At 76.4% G+C, this 17,601-nt stretch carries 19 protein-coding genes; 6 read left to right on the top strand and 13 right to left on the bottom strand.

Features of this window, described 5'->3' with window-relative positions; genetic code table 11:
- From BIV57_RS08030 to BIV57_RS08015, 4 genes are all read right to left on the bottom strand, one after another.
- Window positions 1–711 (bottom strand): DedA family protein (locus BIV57_RS08030; protein ID WP_107409505.1); only part of this gene is annotated, 711 nt, incomplete at its 3' end.
- Window positions 712–770: 59 nt separating this feature from the next.
- Window positions 771–1,391 carry a nucleotidyltransferase family protein gene (locus BIV57_RS08025; RefSeq protein WP_107409504.1) on the bottom strand — a complete coding sequence of 207 codons (621 nt, stop codon included), beginning with the start codon at window positions 1,389–1,391 and terminating at the stop codon, window positions 771–773.
- A gap of 13 nt (window positions 1,392–1,404) precedes the next feature.
- Window positions 1,405–3,348, bottom strand: a complete 1,944-nt coding sequence (locus BIV57_RS08020) for a GTP-binding protein (RefSeq protein WP_071655982.1) — start codon at window positions 3,346–3,348, stop codon at window positions 1,405–1,407.
- Between the two features lie 214 nt (window positions 3,349–3,562).
- Window positions 3,563–3,787 carry a DUF397 domain-containing protein gene (locus tag BIV57_RS08015; RefSeq protein WP_071655981.1) on the bottom strand — a complete coding sequence of 75 codons (225 nt, stop codon included), beginning with the start codon at window positions 3,785–3,787 and terminating at the stop codon, window positions 3,563–3,565.
- A gap of 286 nt (window positions 3,788–4,073) precedes the next feature.
- Here BIV57_RS08015 and BIV57_RS08010 point away from each other — a divergent pair, with 286 nt between their 5' ends.
- From BIV57_RS08010 to BIV57_RS08000, 3 genes are all read left to right on the top strand, one after another.
- A complete protein-coding gene (locus BIV57_RS08010) occupies window positions 4,074–6,071 on the top strand; it encodes a glycosyltransferase family A protein (protein ID WP_071655980.1) in 1,998 nt (665 codons plus the stop codon).
- On the top strand, window positions 6,068–6,907 hold the full coding sequence (locus BIV57_RS08005; protein ID WP_071655979.1) for an N-formylglutamate amidohydrolase: 840 nt from the start codon (window positions 6,068–6,070) through the stop codon (window positions 6,905–6,907). The genes BIV57_RS08010 and BIV57_RS08005 overlap by 4 nt, the downstream gene beginning before the upstream one ends.
- A 64-nt stretch (window positions 6,908–6,971) precedes the next feature.
- Entirely contained in the window at window positions 6,972–7,301 is a 330-nt protein-coding gene (locus BIV57_RS08000) for a putative quinol monooxygenase (RefSeq protein WP_079170121.1), read from the top strand.
- A gap of 184 nt (window positions 7,302–7,485) precedes the next feature.
- Here the strand turns inward: BIV57_RS08000 and BIV57_RS07995 are convergent, their stop codons facing one another.
- From BIV57_RS07995 to BIV57_RS07980, 4 genes are all read right to left on the bottom strand, one after another.
- On the bottom strand, window positions 7,486–7,923 hold the full coding sequence (locus tag BIV57_RS07995) for a pyridoxamine 5'-phosphate oxidase family protein (RefSeq protein ID WP_071655978.1): 438 nt from the start codon (window positions 7,921–7,923) through the stop codon (window positions 7,486–7,488).
- Between the two features lie 117 nt (window positions 7,924–8,040).
- The gene (locus BIV57_RS07990) at window positions 8,041–10,662 is read right to left on the bottom strand and encodes a transposase (RefSeq protein ID WP_071655977.1); all 2,622 of its coding nucleotides are present in this window, start codon (window positions 10,660–10,662) and stop codon (window positions 8,041–8,043) included.
- Between the two features lie 49 nt (window positions 10,663–10,711).
- On the bottom strand, window positions 10,712–11,368 hold the full coding sequence (locus BIV57_RS07985; RefSeq protein WP_071655976.1) for a hypothetical protein: 657 nt from the start codon (window positions 11,366–11,368) through the stop codon (window positions 10,712–10,714).
- Window positions 11,368–12,123 (bottom strand): ATP-binding cassette domain-containing protein, encoded by a 756-nt coding sequence (locus tag BIV57_RS07980; protein WP_071655975.1) that lies wholly within the window; start codon window positions 12,121–12,123, stop codon window positions 11,368–11,370. The genes BIV57_RS07985 and BIV57_RS07980 overlap by 1 nt, the downstream gene beginning before the upstream one ends.
- Window positions 12,124–12,302: 179 nt before the next feature.
- On the opposite strand from BIV57_RS07980, the gene BIV57_RS07975 reads away from it, so the two are divergent.
- Together BIV57_RS07975 and BIV57_RS25000 are read left to right on the top strand one after the other, a co-directional pair.
- Window positions 12,303–12,944, top strand: a complete 642-nt coding sequence (locus BIV57_RS07975; RefSeq protein WP_071655974.1) for a LysE family transporter — start codon at window positions 12,303–12,305, stop codon at window positions 12,942–12,944.
- Window positions 12,945–13,017: 73 nt separating this feature from the next.
- The gene (locus BIV57_RS25000; protein ID WP_175548697.1) at window positions 13,018–13,182 is read left to right on the top strand and encodes a hypothetical protein; all 165 of its coding nucleotides are present in this window, start codon (window positions 13,018–13,020) and stop codon (window positions 13,180–13,182) included.
- A 6-nt stretch (window positions 13,183–13,188) separates the two neighbouring features.
- On the opposite strand, the gene BIV57_RS07970 is transcribed toward BIV57_RS25000, so the two are convergent.
- Together BIV57_RS07970 and BIV57_RS07965 are read right to left on the bottom strand one after the other, a co-directional pair.
- Window positions 13,189–13,611: a PPOX class F420-dependent oxidoreductase gene (locus BIV57_RS07970; protein ID WP_071655973.1), complete on the bottom strand. Its 423-nt coding sequence runs from the start codon at window positions 13,609–13,611 to the stop codon at window positions 13,189–13,191.
- A gap of 101 nt (window positions 13,612–13,712) precedes the next feature.
- On the bottom strand, window positions 13,713–14,231 hold the full coding sequence (locus BIV57_RS07965; protein ID WP_071655972.1) for a DinB family protein: 519 nt from the start codon (window positions 14,229–14,231) through the stop codon (window positions 13,713–13,715).
- A gap of 134 nt (window positions 14,232–14,365) precedes the next feature.
- Here BIV57_RS07965 and BIV57_RS07960 point away from each other — a divergent pair, with 134 nt between their 5' ends.
- Window positions 14,366–15,139, top strand: coding sequence for a DUF4232 domain-containing protein (locus BIV57_RS07960; RefSeq protein ID WP_071655971.1), 774 nt, complete (start codon window positions 14,366–14,368; stop codon window positions 15,137–15,139).
- Between the two features lie 19 nt (window positions 15,140–15,158).
- Here the strand turns inward: BIV57_RS07960 and BIV57_RS07955 are convergent, their stop codons facing one another.
- The 3 genes from BIV57_RS07955 to BIV57_RS24555 are packed head-to-tail and all read right to left on the bottom strand — an operon-like array spanning window position 15,159 to window position 17,551.
- Window positions 15,159–15,758, bottom strand: a complete 600-nt coding sequence (locus BIV57_RS07955; protein ID WP_071655970.1) for a hypothetical protein — start codon at window positions 15,756–15,758, stop codon at window positions 15,159–15,161.
- A 10-nt stretch (window positions 15,759–15,768) separates the two neighbouring features.
- Complete coding sequence (locus tag BIV57_RS07950) at window positions 15,769–16,686, bottom strand: 2-dehydropantoate 2-reductase (protein WP_071655969.1); 918 nt, start codon at window positions 16,684–16,686, stop codon at window positions 15,769–15,771.
- Between the two features lie 37 nt (window positions 16,687–16,723).
- Window positions 16,724–17,551 carry a MerR family transcriptional regulator gene (locus BIV57_RS24555; protein WP_175548696.1) on the bottom strand — a complete coding sequence of 276 codons (828 nt, stop codon included), beginning with the start codon at window positions 17,549–17,551 and terminating at the stop codon, window positions 16,724–16,726.
- Between the last annotated feature and the right edge of the window lie 50 nt (window positions 17,552–17,601).

Genomic DNA, 17,601 nt, shown 5'->3' with positions numbered 1-17,601 from the left:
GTCGGCGGCGGTGGCGGCGGTGGCGCCGTGGGGGGTGGTGGTGGAGGCGCCCTCGGCGGGCGGCTCGGGGGCGGCGTCCCCCTCCTGCTCGGCCGCCGCCTCCTCGGCCTTCTCCTTGCGGTGCCTGCGGACCCGCCACACCACCAGGGCGGCGACGACCAGCACGCCCACGACGATGGCCACGACCTTGCCGGCCACCGCCTCGACCTGCTTGTAGGCGCTGCCCGCGAAGTAGCCGAGGAGCGTGAAGCCGACGCCCCACACCACGCCGCCGATGGCGTTGAAGAGCAGGAAGACCGGGTAGCGCATCCGGCTGATGCCGGCCAGCGCCGGCATCATCGCGCGGAAGAAGGCGATGAACCGGCCCAGGAAGACCGCGATCGGCCCGCGGCGGCGGATGAACGCGCGGGCGTCGTCGATCCGGGCCCGGTGCTTGCGGAGCAGGCGGATCTCCAGGATCCGCGGGCCGAAGTGGCGGCCCACCTCGTAGCCGACGCTGTCGCCGCCGATCGCCGCCGCGACCACCACGACCGCCAACCACCAGACCGAGACGGCCCCCTGACTGGCCAGCACCCCGCCGACCACCACCGCCGTCTCCCCCGGCAGCACGAAGCCGACGAAGATGCCGTCCTCGGCGAAGACCAGCGCGCCGACCACCGCGTACACCAGTGGTCCGCTGAGCCCGCCGAGCCAGTTGACGATCCCGTCCACGCGCCGCTCCCGCCGAGGTGCCGCCGAAATGCCGGTTTTGCCGGTCGGTCTCCTGCAGTCTATGACCCGTCAGCGTCCCAGCGGTGCAGGGTGAGTGCCGTCACCTCGGCCGCGTAGTCGGCGAGCGCCGGGGCGGCGCGGGCCACCTCGGCGGCGATCGCCGCCCCGCCCGCGTCCTTGGGCAGGCCGATCCGCTCGGCGCCCCGCTCCAGCAGGCCGCGGGCCGTCCCGGTGCGTCCGCGCCGCACCGCCTTCACCGCACCCACCGCGTTCGCCAGTGCGCTGGCGTGCGGCGACCACGGGTCGGCCGGCGGGAGCGAGTCGCGCACCGGGCCGTCCGCCGTCATCTCCAGGTCGAGGCGCCAGAAGAGCGGCAGATCGGCGAAGCGGGCGAAGAGCAGCCGCCGCTCCGGCGGCGTCGGATCGGGGTCGGTGCGCAGCAGGGCCACCGGGTGGCCGGCGCTCTCCAGCGTCGCCCGGAGGCCGCGGACCGCCGCGGCGAACCGGGCGGCCGGGACCGTCCAGCGCAGGTCGATGTCGCTCCACCCGTCGGCCTCGCCGCGGGCGAGCGAGCCCAGCAGGCCGGTGCCGGAGCCCGGTTCGGCGGCCTCCAGGGCGGCCCGCAGCTCCGCCACCACCGCCGCGCGCCGCTCCGGACGCAGATCCAGATCGAGAGTCATGGCGCCGAGCCCATCACGCCCGGGGCAGCCAGGCGAGGTACTCGGCGAGATCCAGCGGGTTGCCGTCGGTGCGCTCGCGCTCCGGCGGGCGGCCGGCGACCGGGCGGTCGCCGGAGGGCCGCGAGATCCACAGCGCCTCGCCGTGCGCCAGCGCGGGCAGCCGGCGGCGGACGTCGCCGACCCGGCGGGCGGGCACCGTCCCGGCGAGCGTCCAGGCGCCCCGCTCCTGCCCGTCGGGCTCGGTGGACTCCACCGCGGCCTCGCAGGGCGCGAGGAGCGCCGCCGCGGCGCCGATGTGCTCCTGGGGCACCGTCAGCCGGTAGGCGTGGCAGGGCTCGAAGACGCGCGAGCCGGCCGCGCGCAGCGCCCGGAGCAGCACCAGCGGGGTGACCGTGCGGAACTGGCCGGCCGCCGAGAGCGGCGGCGCGAACCCGCTGCGGACCAGGGTGACCGTGCAGTCGGTGACCGGCCAGCCGTGCAGCCCCTGTGCGAGGGCGGCCGGAACGGTCTCCTCGACGGCCCGCTGGAAGGCGTTGGGCAGCGAGCCGCGCTCCACCTCCAGCCGGTAGGCGAGGCCGCTGCCGGGCGGGGCGGGCTCGATGCGCAGCCCGACGGTGGCGAACCAGCCCGGGTGCAGCCGGACGCCGATGTCGTGGACGAACTCGCCGCTGCCGACCGGCCGTTCCAGGTAGACGGGGCTGGACGGGGCGAACTCGGCGGCCAGGCCGTGGTCGGCGGCGAGGGTGGCGGCCAGCACCTCCTTCTGGATCTCGCCGTGCAGCAGGACCGAGGTGGCGCCGCCGGGCAGCGCCCGGGTGCGGATCAGCGGGTCCTGGTCGGCGAGCGCGCGGAGGGCGGCGTGCAGCGCGGCGGCGGTCTCCGGGCGGCCGTCGGCGGGGCGCACCACGCTCTCCAGGGCGGGATGCGCGAAGTGCGGCTCGTCGCCGTCCGGCTGACGGTCCGCCGGGGGCGGGCCGAGGCGGTCGCCGACCCGGACGCCGGGCAGGCCGCGCAGCCGGGCGAGGTTGCCGGGGGTGAGCCCGCCCCGGACGGGTTCGCGGGAGACCACCCGCAGCCGGGTGAGCCGGCCGTGGTGGACGCTGCGCGAGCCGTCCGGCTCGCGCCGGTGGAAGACGACCCGGTCGCGCTCCCGCAGCCGGCCGGCGTCCAGCCGGAGCAGGGCGGTGCGCTCGCCGCCGGGCGCCTGCTCCAGGGCGAAGACGGTGCCGCGGGGCGCGGCGTCGGGGTCGCCGGGCGCGGCGGCGGGCAGCAGCTCGGCGACGGCGTCCAGCAGGCGGGGGATGCCGTCGCCGGTGAGCGCCGAGCCGAAGCAGAGCGGGTGGACCAGGCCGGCCGCGGTCTGCTCGGCGAGCAGCTTGGCGAGCCGGGCCGGTTCGGGGGTGCGTCCCTCGACGAGGTCGGCGAGGAGCGCCTCGTCGTGCTCGGCGAGCGCCTCCGCGAGCGCGGCGGGGTCGTCCAGGGGCGCCGGGTGCGGGACGAGCAGCCGGCGGATGTCGGCGATCAGCCCGTCGCGGCGGGCGCCGGGCCGGTCGGTCTTGTTGGCGAAGAGCAGGGTGGGCAGCCGCATCCGGCGCAGCGTGCGCATCAGCACCCGGGTCTGCGCCTGGACGCCCTCCACGGCGGAGAGCACCAGGACGGCGCCGTCCAGCACGCCGAGGGCGCGCTCCACCTCGGCGAGGAAGTCGGCGTGCCCGGGTGTGTCGACCAGGTTGACGCGGCGCCCGCGCACGGTGAACGGGGCGACCGCGGTGCGGATGGTGATGCCGCGGGCGCGCTCCAGCGCGAGGGTGTCGGTGGCGGTGGTGCCGGCGTCGACGCTGCCGAGCCGGTCGATGGCGCCGGTGTCGTGCAGCAGGCGCTCGGTGAGGCTGGTCTTACCGGCGTCGACGTGCGCCAGGATCCCGATGTTCGTGGCGGTGTGCGAGAAGGGAGACAAAGAAGAGGTCCTCGGATGCCCGGGTGCGGTTGATGTCCTGGGGTGTTCCGAAGACTCGGCGCATGCGCCTCTCCTGTCTCATGCTGGTCGGCACGCGGATCGTGCCCGATTGTCGCAGGGCCCGGCGGCGCCGCGCACCCGCATTTCCGGGTGGCGGCCCCACCGGGACCGGCACAGAGCACGGCGCCCGACGGCGCCGCGACCTGACGGACAATCAGGCGGCGTCGAATTCACCGTCCTTGGTGCCGCGCACGAAGGCGTCCCACTCGCCGGCAGTGAAGCGGAGCACGGGCCCGGCCGGGTAGTCGGAATCGCGCATCGCGACGGCGCCGCCGGGCAGGCTGGCGACCTCGACGCACTGCTCGGTGCCGTTGCTGTAGCCGGACTTGCGCCATTCGGCGTCGCTCAGGTCCAGCCGGTACAGATCCTGCTTGTCCATGAAGGTCCTCCTTCGGGGAAGAGGTGACGTTCCGGATCTGCGTGAACACTATCAGTGATGATCTCCGGCTCGGGGAGCGGAGTTGACGCCCGTAGACCGAATGCCGGGGCCGACCGAGGGCACGCCGGGACCGGCTTGCTGAGGTAAGGGATGAACAGCACCGCCTGGGGCCAGGGCAGCAAGGGCGCGCCGACAGCGGTCGATAGTTCGTTCGCAGAGTAGCACCGGGATTGTCACTGCGATATGACGCCTCACCGGCACCGCAGCCTATGATCCGGCTGTGACGATGCGGATTTCGATCGTGGTGCCGACCTACAACACCGGCCCCTACCTGGAGCGGCTCGTCGACTCGCTGCTCGCGCAGTCGCTGGGGCGGGACCGGTTCGAGGTGGTCTTCGTCGACGACGGGTCGACGGACGGCACTCCCGCGCGGCTGGCGGAGCTCGCCGCCGAGCACGAGTTCGTCACCCTGCACCGGGAGCCCAACTCCGGCTGGCCGGGCCGCCCCCGCAACGTCGGGATGGCGCACGCCCGCGGCGACTACATCCTCTTCCTCGACCACGACGACGTGCTGGGGCGCGAGGCGCTGGAGCGGATGCTCGACCACGCCGACCGGCACCGCAGCGATGTGCTGGTCCCGAAGGTCTCCTCGACGATGGTGCGGCCCCGCTCGCTGTTCCGGGAGACGGTGGGGGCGGTGACGCTGGACCGGATGCCGGAGCTGATGGACTCGCTCTCGCCGCACAAGATGTTCCGCCGCGCCTTCCTGGAGGCGCACGCGCTGCGCTTCCCCGAGGGCCCGTGGATCCTGGAGGACCAGCTCTTCGTCTCCGCCGCCTATCTGGCCGCCGAGTCGATCGGCATCGTCGGCGACTACCCCTGCTACTACTGGCTGCGCCGCGACGACGAGGGCAACTCCACCCGGTTCCGCTTCGATCCGCGGCACGACTTCTTCGGCAATCTGCGCACCGTCGTCGCCCAGGTGCGGGACAGCGGCCTCCCGGCGGACGTGCGGGACGCGCTGCTCCACCGCCATCTGCGCGGCGAGGTGCTCTCCCGGGCGTCGGAGCCGGAGCTGCTGCACGTCGAATCGCCGCTGCGCGAGGAGCGGTTCGAGGCGGCCCGCAAGGTGATGGCCGAGGAGTTCCCGCCGAGCGTGGTGGACGCGCTGCCCGGCCTGCTGCGGCTGCGCGCCGAGCTGCTCGCCGGCGGCGACCTGGAGGGCGCCGCCGAACTCGCCGGCCGGATGGCCGGGGTGCGGGCCGAGACGCACGTCGAGGGGGTGCGCTGGTCCGCGGACGGCGTGCTGGAGGCGGACGTCGTCGTCGGCCTGCGGCACGGCGAGGAGCGGGGCGGCGGCCCCGTCGTGCTGGAGCGGGACGGGGCGGACGCGGACGGCGCCGGCTGGCTGCTCGACCCGGCGCTCCGCGAGGGCTGGGCGGTGCCGGAGCCGCTGCACCGCTCCTTCGGCGAGCTGGTGGTCAAGGACCGGGACCGCGGCGACTGGTGGTACCCGCTGGACGGCGGCGCGCTCGCGGTGCGCCTCGATCCGGCGGGCGAGGGCCGGGTGCGGCCGGTGGCCGCGGGCCGGCTGCGGTTCGACCCGCGGGTGCTGGCCGGCGGCGGGCCGGCGCCCCGCGGGGTGCACGACGTGTGGGCGGTGGTGGGCCTGCTGGGCGTGGAGCGGTTCGTCCGGCTGACGCTGCCGGACGCCGAGCCGTCCGCCGCGGCGGGCGCGCCGGCGGTGGTGGACGGGCGCGCGGTGCTGCCGTACTGGACGGCCAACCGCCAGCTGGCGGTGGACGTCGGCGAGAAGCAGCGGCGGTTGGGCCGGGAGTTGGGCACGGCGGCGGCCCCGCAGGGCGCGCGGCGCGGCGGCCGGCGCGGCGACCGGGTCGAACTGCCGCTGGAGGCGGCGGCGTTCGGCGGCGGCGCGGGCGGGGCCGGCGCCGCGGCAGGGGTGCGCGGGGTGCTGGTCGGCGGCAGGGAGGTGAGGGGCGCGCGGCTGGCCGCCGGCGAGGACGGGCGCGCGGTGCTGTCGCTCCCGTCCCGGCTGGCGTCTGGGAGTTCGCCGGGGAGCTCGTCGGGGACGGCGCTGCCGTCCGGACGGCATACGGTGGAGCTGCCCGGCGCGGACCGCCCCGTGGGGTACGCGGTGGCGGTGGACGGCCGGCTGGTGTGGGCGGCGCAGCCCGGCTACCGCCCCACGCTGCGGGAGCGCCTGGCGGCGAACCCGGCGGCGCGGGCGGCGCGCGGCGCGATGCGGAAGGCGGCGGGACGTTGAGGTCCTTCGGGGTGCTGGCGGGGGCGGCGGAGTCGCCCGTGGTGCTGCACGTCCCGCACGGGGCGCGGGCGATACCGGGTCCGGTGCGGGACGGCATCGTCCTGGACGACGCCGAGCTGGAGCGGGAGCTGGACCGGATCACCGACGCGCACACGCTGCGGGTCGCGGCGCGGGCGGCGTTCGCGGCGTCTGCGGCGGGCGCCTCGGCGGGTCCTTCGGCGGGCGGGGCGTCGGGCGGGGCGTCGGGCGGGGCGTCGGGCGGCGCGGGGATGCGGCCGTGGCAGTTCGTCAACCGGCTCTCCCGGCTGGTGGTGGACCCCGAGCGGTTCCCCGACGAGCGCGAGGAGATGCGCAGGGTCGGCATGGGCGCGGTCTACACCGCGACGACGCTGCGCGGGGTGCTGCGCGAGGCGGAGGACCCGGCGCTTCTGGACGCGTACTACCACCCCTACGCGGCGGCGATGGAGCGGCTGGTGGAGGAGCGGCTGGCGGCGTGCGGCCGGGCGGTCGTCCTCGACGTGCACTCCTACCCGGCGCAGGCGCTGCCGTACGAGCTGCACGGCGACGGCCCGCGGCCGGCCGTCTGCCTGGGCACCGACCCCTTCCACACCCCGGCGTGGCTGGAGGAGGCGGCGCGGGAGGCCTTCGGCCCCTTCGGGACGGGCCTGAACTCCCCCTTCTCCGGGTGCTACGTCCCGATGCGGCACTACGGGCGGGACGCCCGGGTCTCGGCGCTGATGCTGGAGATGCGCCGGGACGCGTCCCCCGAGGAGGTGGCGGCGCTGGGCCGCGCGCTGGCCCGGGTGGTCGCCCGGGCGGCGGCTGCCGGGGGGTGAGGCGGGGGCCCCTCGGCCAGGATGCTGCTGCGTGCTGTGTCCGTTCCCTCCGGAGGTGAGTGTGATGATGGTCGACCAGAGCGAGGGCCCGATCACCGTGGTGGCCACCCTCCACCCCAAGCCCGGCTACTCCGGCGAGGTGCGGGAGGCGCTGCTGGCCGTGGCACCCCGGGTGCACCACGAGCACGGCTGCGAGCTGTACGCGGTGCACGAGGCGGCGGACCGGTTCGTGGTGGTGGAGAAGTGGGCGACGCGCGGCGATCTGGCGGCGCACACCGAGGCCGACAACATGGCGACGCTCAATGCGTCGCTGGAGGCGCGGCTGTCGAAGGAGCCGGACGTCCAGGTGCTGGACCCGGTGCCGGCCGGCGACGAGCGGCTCGGCGCGATCTAGGCGGGTTGGCGACGTAGGGTGCTCCCCCGGCCTTCGGCCGGGCGGGCCCCCTCCCCACGTCATTCTCGGTGCGTGGTTCGTCGTGGTTCTCCGTGCGTGCCTGGGCAACGCCGCGGATGTGCGTGCCGGGCGGCACGGGGAGTGTGCCTTCCTTCGCCAAGCCCGCTCAGAGGGTTCAGCGGGTTCAGAGGGTGATGCGGGTGCCGGTCACCACGTCGGGCCGGATCCGCACCAGGTGGCTCATCTCCCGATCCACCCACGGCCGGGGCAGGGCGCCGGGGCCGGAGTCGGAGTCGGAGTCGAGCGACCGGTCGAGGGCGGCCCAGCCGACGACGACGACGCTCCAGCCGGTGCGGGTCTGCGCGTCGATCTCGTCCGCCTCGTAGGCGACGACGACGCCGGCGGGGTCCTCGGATGCGTCGATCTGGTCGACGAGCGCGGCGCCGTGGTGCATGCGCACCAGGATGTCGCCGCCCGCGTCGAGGAGGTGGTTGACGACGCGGACGGCGGGCAGCGCGTGCTGGGTGAAGACCACCCGCCCCACGGGCACGCCGCGGAGCAGCCGGAGCGCGTCCTCCGGGCTGGTCTCCTGCTGGTGGCGGCGCTGAAGCGGTCGGGTCACGGTCGTTCCGTCCTCGGGGCGGCGATGGTGGTGGCTGTTACCAGCGTGGACGATGCGGGACACCCGAAACAGTGCCGGGTGTCCCGCCCCACAAGGACTGGAGGCCCGTGACGCCTCTCACGACAGCGCGGCGAGCACCATCACGATCGCGGCCACCACCAGCACGGCGACGCCGATGGCGGTGTACACCGCCCACCCGGCGCGGCTGGCCGGCGCCCGCCGCGGGGCCGCGGCGGCGGGCTCGGGGGCGGGGGCGGCCAGCTCGGTGGTGATGTCCCCGTCGGGGGTGACATGGGGCCGGGGACGCGGGGTGGGGATGGCGGAGGAGGCGGCGACCGGAGCGGGGGCGGGCGCGCCGGGCTCGGCGTCGGCGCCGGCGGCGGCGCTGCGGGCACCGGACAGGACCGGCTCGACCTCGGACTCCGCGTCAACGGCCCCGCGGCGGGCGTCGGATGACGTCTCCGCGGCCGCGTCCGGCTCTTCGTGGTCGGCGTCCGGCGTGACGGGCTCCGGCACGGCCTCCACGTCAACGCCTTCGACGGGGGCCTGGGACGACGCCTCGGCGGGCGCCTCCGGCTCCACTGGGTCAGTGCCCGCGTCGGCCGGGACGGGCTCCGGCTTGGACTCAACGGCTCCGCCGTGGAGGTCGGATGACGCTTCGGCGGGCGCCTCCGGCTCGGCGTGGTCCTCGTCGGTGTCGGCGAGGGCCGACTCGGTCTGAGGGTCTGCGGATGCCTCCGGGTCGGCGTGGTCGGCGTGGTCGGCCGGTTCTGCCTCGGTCTCGGCGCCCTCGGCGCCGGAGGACGCCGCGGCAGCAGCCGCCGGCTCGACGGCAGCTTCGGACTCGGCGGCCGCGTCCGGGAGGTTCGGCTCCGCACCGCTCTCGGCGCCAACGGCTTCCCCGTGAGCGGCGGATGACGCTTCGACGGGCGCCTCCGGCGAGTCCGCGGCAGCGGACGGCTCCCCGGCCACATCCGACGCGGCCTCCACACCCTCGCCGGCGTCGGCGTGGGCGTCGGACGACGCCTCGGCGGCCGTCTCGGCCGGGTTGGCGATGGCGTCGGCCGGGATGTACTCCGCCTCCGGCGAGTCCCCCGCGGGGGCCGACTCGGCAGCGGCCTGCGCCTCGCCGACCGCGTCCAGGATCCCGGACTCGGCGTCAACGGCTTCGCCGTGGGCGACGGATGACGCTTCGGCGGTCGCGGACTCGTCGGCGGCTTCCGGGACGACCGGCTCCGCGGCGGCGTCGGCCTCGGCCCCTAGGGCTCCGGCATCGGCGGCGACGGGCACCTCCTGCGAGTCCGCGGCAACAGAGGACTCCTCAGCGACCTCGGACTCGTCGGCCGCATCCGGCGCGACAGATTCCGAGAACGCCCCGGCATCCGCCTCCACCGGGTCAGTGCTCGTGTCGGCCGGAGTGGGCTCCGCCACCGGCTTGGCGGCGGCTTCAGGGACGACCGGCTCGGCGGCGGCGTCCGCGGCGACGCTCTCGGCGTCGGCGTCGGACGACGCTTCGGCATCCGCCTTCGGCGATACCTCGGCATGGGCCGGCTCCGAGGTGCTCTCGGGCTCGGCGTCAACGGCTTCGTTGCGGATGGCGGATGACGCCTGCGCGAGCGGGGCGGGGGTCGGCTCGTCCGGGACGTCCAGTTCCGTGGTGCCCGCAGCCTCGACGTCAGCGGCTTCGCCGCGGGCCTCGGCGGACGTTTCCGCGGACGGCTCCTCGGTGGCCTCGAACTCGTCGGACCCATCCAGCGAGGCGGGCTCCGGCGCGGCCTCCGCGTCAACGCCCTCGGCGGGGGTCGGCTCCGGGGCGCTCCCCGGCTCCGTTTCAACGGCTTCGCTGCCGGGAGCGGATGACGCCCCGGCGGCCGACGCGGGCCCCGCGTCAACGGCTACGCCGTGCGCGGCGACGGGCGCCTCCGGCGAGACCTCGGCGCGGGTCGGCTCCGGCTCGGCGCCAGTCTCCGGAGCGGTGGTGGCTTCGGGCTCGTCGGCCGGGTCAGGGATGACCGGCTCCGCGCTGGCCTCGGCTTCGCCGCCGGCGGCCGGGAGGGGCTCCGGCTCCGGCACGTCCCGCGGTGCAGCGGACTCGGATTCGGCGGCCGCAATGTCTTGGTCGTGGGTTGCCGCCGGCGTCTTCGGACCCGCCGGACCGGCGTCCACGTCAGCCGAGACGGACTCCGCCTCCGGCTCCGACGTAGGTTCCGTCGCCGCAGGCTCGCGCTCGGCGGCCGCAACGTCCTGGTCGCGGGCGGCCGTCGGCGCCTTCGGCTTCGCCCGGCCCGCGCCCGCGTCCGCGTCCACGTCAATCGGGACGGACTCCGCTTCCGGTGCGCCTTCCGTTGCGGCGGACTCGGGCTCGTCGGCCTCAACGTCCTGGTCGTGAGCAGCCGCTGGCGCCTTCGGCTCCGCCGAGCCCGCGTCCGCGTCAGCCGAGACGGACTCCGCCTCCGGCTCCAACGCGGGCTCGGTGGGCCCCGGCTCCGGGGTGGGGATGTGGGCGGAGGTGGCGCGGTGGCGTTGGGTGTTGGCGGCGGCCGCGCGCTGGGGCGGTGACGCGGCGGGGCGCTGGGGCGACTCCGCGGCCGCGGCCGCTCGGCGGGCGGTGCGGGTCCAGTTGGAGAGGGTTCCGGGGGGTATGTCGAGGTCGCGGGCTACGCGGGAGACCGGGAGGCCGTCGTCGAGGACCCGTCGTATCGCGTCCTGCTTGAACTCGGCGGAATAGCTTCTGGCCACGGGGGTCGCGCCTTCCTCGGCTGGGTGCGTGCGAACGGGTCACCACACCCTATCCGCGGCCCGCGCGCCGCGACGCGGCGAGCGTGCAGAGCGCGAGCAGCACCGCGCCGCCCGCCGCCAGGCCGGCGATCGGCAGGCCGACGCCGGCCGCCGTGCGGCCCGCCGCCAGCAGCGTCAGCGTCTCGTGGACGGGCGGGATCCACGTCACCAGGAGCAGCAGCACCACCGCCGCGACCGCCGCCAGCACCGCGGCCCCCGGCCGCCCGATCACCGGACGGGACGTCAGCAGGCCGACCGAGACCGCCGCGCACGCGCAGCCGGCCATGGCGAGCGCGCCCACGCCCAGTTGCGCGGCCGTCACCGAGGGGTGGTTTCCGGCCACCACCGGGTACCCGAGCCCGAGCACCGCCGGCGCGGCGCACGCCGCCAGGCCCGCCAGCGCGTCGCCCGCCCACACCCGCTCCGGGCCGCCCGCGTTGACGCCGGTGACGGCGCGTCCCACCGGGCTCTCCGCGTTCACCAGCGCAGCCGTCAGCCACACCCCGCAGACGAACTCCGCGCCCGCCGCCACCGCGTAACTGCTCAGCAGGGGGCCGCTGTCGGAGCTGGTGAGGACCGCGAGCGCGACGAGGTTGAGGAAGAGCGGCGGCAGCCACCGCTGGGAGTGCAGCAGCACCGCCAGCCGGTACCGGACCAGGGCGGTCATCACAGCGCGCGCACCCCCAGCACGGTCCGCCCGCGGGCGAGCGCGTCGGAGAGCACCGCGTCGCGATGGGTGGCGGGGACCTTGAGGACGGTCTCCTCGGCGCCGCCGAGGACGATCTCGTACAGCGGCGCCGCCTCCGCGCCGGCCGGCGCGAGCCGGCCGCCCTCCAGCAGGTACGCCGCGGTGGGGGAGGCGGACCCGCCGTGGTCGGTGAGGACCACCGCCCCGCCCGACCCCGCCGTCTCGGCGATCAGCTCGGCGAGCACGCCCCGCGCGGGCGCGTCCAGCCCGGACCACGGCTCGTCGAGGACGAGCAGCGCCGGCGGCGTCAGCACCGCCTGCGCCAGCGCCACCTTCTGGGCGTTGCCCTTCGACAGCCGCGCCATCGGCGTCCCCGCGCCGCCCGCCAGGGCGAGCCGCTCCAGCAGCCGCGCGGCGCGCTCCCGCGCCGCGTCCGCGCGCAGGCCGCGGATGCGGCCCTGGTGGACGAGGTAGGCCGCCGCGGAGAGCCGCTCCGAGGGCGGGAACCGCTCCGGCACCCAACCGACCGGACGGGGGCGGCCGTCGACCGTCCCCGCGGTGGGCCGCGTCAACCCGGCGAGGATGCGCAGCAGCGTCGACTTCCCCGAGCCGTTGGCTCCCCGGACGGCGACCACCTCGCCGGCGGCGACCTCCAGGTCGATGCCGTAAAGCACCGGCCTCGCCCGCCTGCCGTACTGCTTCGCCACGCCGCGGGCGCGTACCACCGGTGCCATGGGCCCCTACGGTAATCCCGTTGCGGCGGGCGCGGGCCGGACGCCACGATCCGGGGCATGAACGCACTCGCGCGCCGCGCGCCTCGAACCGCCGCCGTCCGCCCCGGGATTCCGACGCGGGGCGGGCGGCAGCAGCAGGCGAAGCAGGCGCCCCCCGGGAGGCCGACCGCCGTGCTCCGATGAGGGCGGCGCTGACCGCCGGGCTGGTGGCGGGCTACGGGATCGCGATGCCGGTGGGCGCGATCGGGGCGTATCTGGTGGCACTGGCGGCGCGGACCCGGCTGCGGGTCGGGGCGGCCGCCGCGCTGGGGGTGGCGACGGCGGACGGCGTCTACGCCACCGTCGCGGTGACGGCGGGCGGGGCGGTGGCGCCCCTGCTGCGGCCGGCCGCCGGGCCGCTGCGCTGGGCGGCGGCGGTGGTGCTGGGGGCGCTGGCGGTCCGGGGGACCGTCGCCGCGCTGCGGCAGTACCGGGCCTCGGCCGACGTCGGGGGCGGCTCCGCCGCGGACCGCCCGGATGCGGCCTCGCCGGTCCGGGCCTGGGCGGGGCTGCTGGGGCTGACCATCCTCAACCCGCTCACCGTGCTCTACTTCGCCGCGCTGGTGCTCGGCGGGGGCGGCCGCGCCGCGGCCGGGACCTGGCCGGACCGGGCGGTCTTCGTGGCGGCGGCGTTCGCCGCGTCCGCGTCCTGGCAGCTGCTGCTGGCCTGCGGGGGCTCCCTGCTGGGCCGCCTGCTGACGGGCCGTCGGGGCCGGCTGGCGACGGCGCTGTGCGCGGCCGCGCTGATGGCCGCGCTGGCGGTGCGGGCCGCGCTGGAATGACGGGGGAGGTTGAGTAGCCGCCTGAGTAGGTGTGCTCAGGCGGCCTCCGGCGCCCCGCGGTGGGATGGGACCCATGCGGTGGACAGGAACGGGAAGGCGCGGCCGGCAGGCGGCCGCGGTGGCACTGGCGCTGGTCGCGTTGGCCGCGGGGGCCGGCGCGCTGCGGGCGGGGACGCTCGGCGGGCCCGGCAGGGACGGCCTCGCCGCGCTCTGGGCGATGTGGCGGAGCGCGGCGTGAGCCGGATCAGCCGACCTGGCTGCTGTCCTTCATCGAGCCCCAGCCGTGCCAGCGCTCCACCTCGATCCAGGCGCTGACGCGCTTGCGGTCGCGTCGGGGGTAGTCCTTGCCGGTGTAGTGGCGGGAGAGGCGGTCGATGTCCTGGAGGTCGACGTCCTCGTGGGTCTCCACGACCCGCCCCAGCAGCGTGATGTGGGTGTACCAGCCGTCCGCGTCCAGGACGGTGAGGGTGACCCGCGGGTCGTTGCGCAGGTGCTCCAGGCGGCGGCGCCCCTCGTCCATGTTGACCAGGACGCGGCCGTCGTCGCCCCACAGGTACCAGGTGGCGGTGGAGACGGGCGCGCCGTCGGAGCGGAGGGTCGCGACGACGGCCGGGTTGGGCCTGCGGAGCAGCTCGACGGCGTCCGGCGGCAGCGGCGGCTTGGACATGGGCGGTCCTCCTCGGACTCGTGTTCCGGTGCTGAGCTGGCCTCAGACTACGGCCGGGGCGCGGGCGTTCAAGGGTGCGACGCGGCGCCCGGCCGCCCGCGTCAGGAGCCGGTCTCGCCGTCGACGCCCTCCCGGAGCAGGTCGGCGTGGCCGTTGTGCCGGGCGTACTCCAGCAGCACGTGGACCATCACCATGCGCAGCGAGACGTCCTCGTCCCAGCGCGGCTGACGGCCCGCCAGGTCCCAGCTGTCCGCGGCCGCCTCGATGCGGCGGGAGTGCGCGACCTCGGCCTGCCAGGCGGCCAGCGCGTCCTCCGCGGTGCTGCCGTCGGCGCCGCTGGCGTCGTAGGCGGCCTGGAAGTCGTTGGGCGTCTTCGACCACACCATGGGGGCGTCGGCGTCCTCGAAGACCCGCCGGAACCAGGTGCGCTCCACCTCGGCGAGGTGCCGCAGCAGCCCCAGCAGGGTGAGCGAGGAGGGCGGCGAGGACTGCTCGCGCAGCTGGGCGTCCGTCAGCCCGCGGCACTTCATCGCCAGTGTCTCCCGCTGGTAGTCCAGGAAGGCCCGGACCGTCTCCCGCTCGTCCCCGAAGTGCGGCGGCCCTGTGCGCGTGTCGTCCATGGTCGGATCCTACGGGCCGAAAGCGGACCGGGAGCGGGCCGTTAGCGGGCGGTTAGGGCGCGATTAGCGGCCCCCGGAATGCTCATGGGTGTCGGGCGGAGGGACCGCCCGGGTACGCACGGACGGAGACCGCCATGAACCGCACCCGCACCGCCCCCCGCACCCGCCTGGTCCGCCATGTCGCGGTGGGCCTGCTGTCCGCCGCCGCGCTGGTGTCGATGACCGCCTGCCGCGCGGACGGCACCGTCACCTCGGACGGCAACGGGAACGTCACCGCGCACGGCACCGCCTCCGGCTCGGACGGCGGCTCCTCCAACGGCTCGGGCGGCTCGAGCGGGAACGGCGGCTCAAGCGGGAACGGCGGCAGCGGCTCCACCGGCGGCAGCGGCAACGGCTCGGGCAGCGGTTCCGGCCACGGCTCCACCGGCGGCGGCAGCGGCAGCGGCGGCACCCGGACGTCCACCGCCTGCACCGGCGGCGAGCTGCGCACCAAGCTGCTGCACGGCACCGACGCCGACCCCGACGAGAAGGCCAACCAGACGCAGGCCGTGCTCGCCTTCACCAACGTCGGCAGCCGCAGCTGCACCCTGCAGGGCTACCCGGGCGTCGACCTGGTGCGCGACAACGGCAGCACCTGGAGCCTGGGCCGGCAGCAGATGGCGAGCGAGAAGGTGACCCTCTCCCCCGGCGAGGCCACCTCCGCCAACATCACCCTGATGCCGTTCGCGCACGACGGCGGCAACCCGGAGAGCAGCGACTTCAAGGTCGCCTCGGTCCGCGTCACCCCGCCGAACACCCGCGCCACGGTGACGCTGAGCTGGCCCTGGGGGAACCTGTCGATCCTCCAGCAGGACGGCGCCACCCACCCCGGCACCTACGTCGGCGCGGTCAACGGCACCATGCGGTGAGGGGGCACCGCATCGCCCCTCACGGACGCCAGTCAGTGAGGGCGGTGGTGTCGACGGAACGGCGCCAGGCGGCGAACCCGTCCCAGTCCCGCACCCCGCCCTCCAGCACCGCCCGGTACACCCACACCCCCGGCAGCGCCTCGCCCCGGTCGGCGGCGGCCTCCTTGACGGCCAGCACCGCGTCCCGGGTCTCCGCGGTGAACGCCTCCCGCAGCGGGCCGACCAGCTCGGCGGCGCGCGGACCGGGGTAGTCGCGGGCCAGCGACCACATGTCGACCTTCCAGGTCTCGCCGCCGTGCTCCACGTCCAACCGCCAGTACAGCCCCGGATCGTCCAGGTCGAGGGTGTTGGTGAAGCGCAGCCTGCGGACGCCGGGCAGCTCGGCGCAGGGCGCCACCGCCGCGAAGCCGGCCGCGATCGACGGCGCGTCGGAGTAGATCTCCAGATCGATGTCCGCCTCCACGACCAGGCCCAGCGCCACCGATCCGACCAGCAGCGGATCGCCGTGCGGACGCCAGCGCTCCAGCAGGCCCAGCCGCTCCAGGACCGTCCGGGCCGCCGCCTCGCGCTCCGCGGCCCGCTCGCGGCGGGCCGCCTGTTCCTCTCCTTGGTCTCCCATCCGGCCGAACCTACCGGTCCAACCGCACCTCGTGGACGCGGAGGTGAAGGACCGCCAGGTCGAGCAGCGGGGTGGGCACGGACAGCGCGCGGGCCCGGCGGGTGAGGTCGCCCAGGATGTGCTCGCCCTCGGTGGGCAGCCCGGCCGCGGCGTCCCGGTAGAGGGAGGCGGTGGCGGTGGAGCCCTGCTGGGTGACCATCGCGGTGACGGCCGACCGGCGGCGCTCGGAGAGCGGATGGCCGGCCGCCTCGGCGACCGCGGCGGCCTCGGCGAGCAGCGCGGGGCCCAGCCACGCGCCGCCGGCCTCGGCGATGTCGCCGACGGTGCCGCGCATCAGGGTGGTGAGCGCGCCGAGGGTGCTGATGAACACCCACTTGTTCCACATCGCGCCGAGCACGTCCGGGGAAGCGCTCACCTCGAAGCCGGGGACGTCGAGGTGCTGCACGAGCTTCTCGACGCGCGCGCTGCTCCCGCCTCGCTGCTCGCCGAGGGTGAGGTCGCCCAGGTCGCCCAGGAGGCGGACGTCGCCGACCGGGTCGAGGGTGGCGAGCACCTGGACGATGCCGCCGAGCACGGCGTCCTCGCCGAACCGGGCGTTGAGGGTGTCGAGATGGGCGAGGCCGTTGAGGAACGGCAGCACCGCGGTGCCGGGGCCGACGGCCGGGGCGGCGTCGTCCAGGGCCTGCGGCAGGGCCCTGGCCTTCACCGTCACCATGACCAGGTCGTACGGCCCGGCGAGCGTCTCGGGCGACGCCAGCCGGGGGCGCAGCGCCTCCTCCGGGCCGCGCCCGGTGATGCGCAGGCCGCGCTCCTGAAGCAGGCGCGCGCGGGCGGGGCGCACCAGGAAGGTGACGTCCCGTCCGGCGAGGGCGAGCTTTCCCCCGAAGAAGCCGCCGGTGGCTCCGGCCCCGACCACAAGAATGCGCATGCGTCCGTCCCTTCGGTCCGTCGTGCGTTCGCAGGGATTATCGCCGGACGGGCGCGGGCGCGGGGGACGCGTGCCACGCACGGAGATAGTCGTGCACGGCCGCGGTGGCGGCGAGGCAGGCGGCGGAGGACTCGTCGAGCCGGGTGAGGCGGGCCTCCAGGGCGGTCCGCACCTGCTCGGGGCTGCCGGCGGCGAGCTCCTCCAGCACCTGGGCGATCATCGGGAAGCGGTAGTCGACGGAGCGCAGCAGGGCGATGAGCGTCACCTTGGCCAACTCCCCGGCGTCGTAGCGGCGGTAGCCGGTGCCGGCCTCCCGGGCGGGGGCGAGCAGCCGGTGCTCGTCCTCCCAGAAGCGCAGCGCCGAGACCCGGACGCCGGCGCGGGCGGCGGCCTCGCCGATGCGCAGCGGCTCGGCGCGGCGGCCGCGGGGGCCGCGTTCCGCGGCGGCGTCGGGACGGGCCGCGGCGAGGGCGGCGTCGACGGCGGCGGTCGCCTCCCGGGTGCGGGCGCGCTGCGCGGCGAGCCGGCCGTGCGCCTCGTCCACCAGGGTGCGGGCGCGGGCGGGTTCGCCGCGGTGCACGGCGGCGAGCACATCGGCGGCGGTCTGCCAGCCGTAGCCGGCCATCGCGGTGCGGGCGGTGCGCAGCGCGTGCAGATGGCGGGGGCCGTAGCGGCGGTGGCCGGCCGGGGTGCGGTCGGCGGGCGGCAGGATGCCGAGCCGCTCGTAGGTGCGGACCTGGCTGACGCTCAGGCCGGCGTCCCGGGCGAGGTCGACGGGGCGCAGCGCCGGGGGCTCCGGCGCGGCCGGGCCTCCTGCGGAACCTTGAAGTGCCGACGCAGGTTCGCTGCCGTCTGCGGTCTCCACGGATCCTCTCTTCCTGGGCTGATGACGGTGCGTGTCCGGATGGTCCTTCA

Source organism: Mangrovactinospora gilvigrisea, from assembly GCF_001879105.1.
In the GTDB taxonomy this organism is placed as follows: Bacteria; Actinomycetota; Actinomycetes; order Streptomycetales; family Streptomycetaceae; genus Mangrovactinospora; species Mangrovactinospora gilvigrisea.
The sequence above is the reverse complement of the archived record's forward strand: the minus strand, read 5'-3'. Positions and strand labels throughout refer to the sequence as shown.

What these genes read in the sequence shown, in the direction of transcription:
- BIV57_RS08025 (WP_107409504.1), bottom strand. Translation starts at nt 1,391, where the DNA reads ATGACTCTCGATCTGGATCTGCGTCCGGAGCGGCGCGCGGCGGTGGTG.
- BIV57_RS08015 (WP_071655981.1), bottom strand. Translation starts at nt 3,787, where the DNA reads ATGGACAAGCAGGATCTGTACCGGCTGGACCTGAGCGACGCCGAATGG.
- BIV57_RS08010 (WP_071655980.1), top strand. Translation starts at nt 4,074, where the DNA reads ATGCGGATTTCGATCGTGGTGCCGACCTACAACACCGGCCCCTACCTG.
- BIV57_RS08000 (WP_079170121.1), top strand. Translation starts at nt 6,972, where the DNA reads ATGATGGTCGACCAGAGCGAGGGCCCGATCACCGTGGTGGCCACCCTC.
- BIV57_RS07985 (WP_071655976.1), bottom strand. Translation starts at nt 11,368, where the DNA reads ATGACCGCCCTGGTCCGGTACCGGCTGGCGGTGCTGCTGCACTCCCAG.
- BIV57_RS07980 (WP_071655975.1), bottom strand. Translation starts at nt 12,123, where the DNA reads ATGGCACCGGTGGTACGCGCCCGCGGCGTGGCGAAGCAGTACGGCAGG.
- BIV57_RS07975 (WP_071655974.1), top strand. Translation starts at nt 12,303, where the DNA reads ATGAGGGCGGCGCTGACCGCCGGGCTGGTGGCGGGCTACGGGATCGCG.
- BIV57_RS25000 (WP_175548697.1), top strand. Translation starts at nt 13,018, where the DNA reads ATGCGGTGGACAGGAACGGGAAGGCGCGGCCGGCAGGCGGCCGCGGTG.
- BIV57_RS07970 (WP_071655973.1), bottom strand. Translation starts at nt 13,611, where the DNA reads ATGTCCAAGCCGCCGCTGCCGCCGGACGCCGTCGAGCTGCTCCGCAGG.
- BIV57_RS07965 (WP_071655972.1), bottom strand. Translation starts at nt 14,231, where the DNA reads ATGGACGACACGCGCACAGGGCCGCCGCACTTCGGGGACGAGCGGGAG.
- BIV57_RS07960 (WP_071655971.1), top strand. Translation starts at nt 14,366, where the DNA reads ATGAACCGCACCCGCACCGCCCCCCGCACCCGCCTGGTCCGCCATGTC.
- BIV57_RS07955 (WP_071655970.1), bottom strand. Translation starts at nt 15,758, where the DNA reads ATGGGAGACCAAGGAGAGGAACAGGCGGCCCGCCGCGAGCGGGCCGCG.
- BIV57_RS07950 (WP_071655969.1), bottom strand. Translation starts at nt 16,686, where the DNA reads ATGCGCATTCTTGTGGTCGGGGCCGGAGCCACCGGCGGCTTCTTCGGG.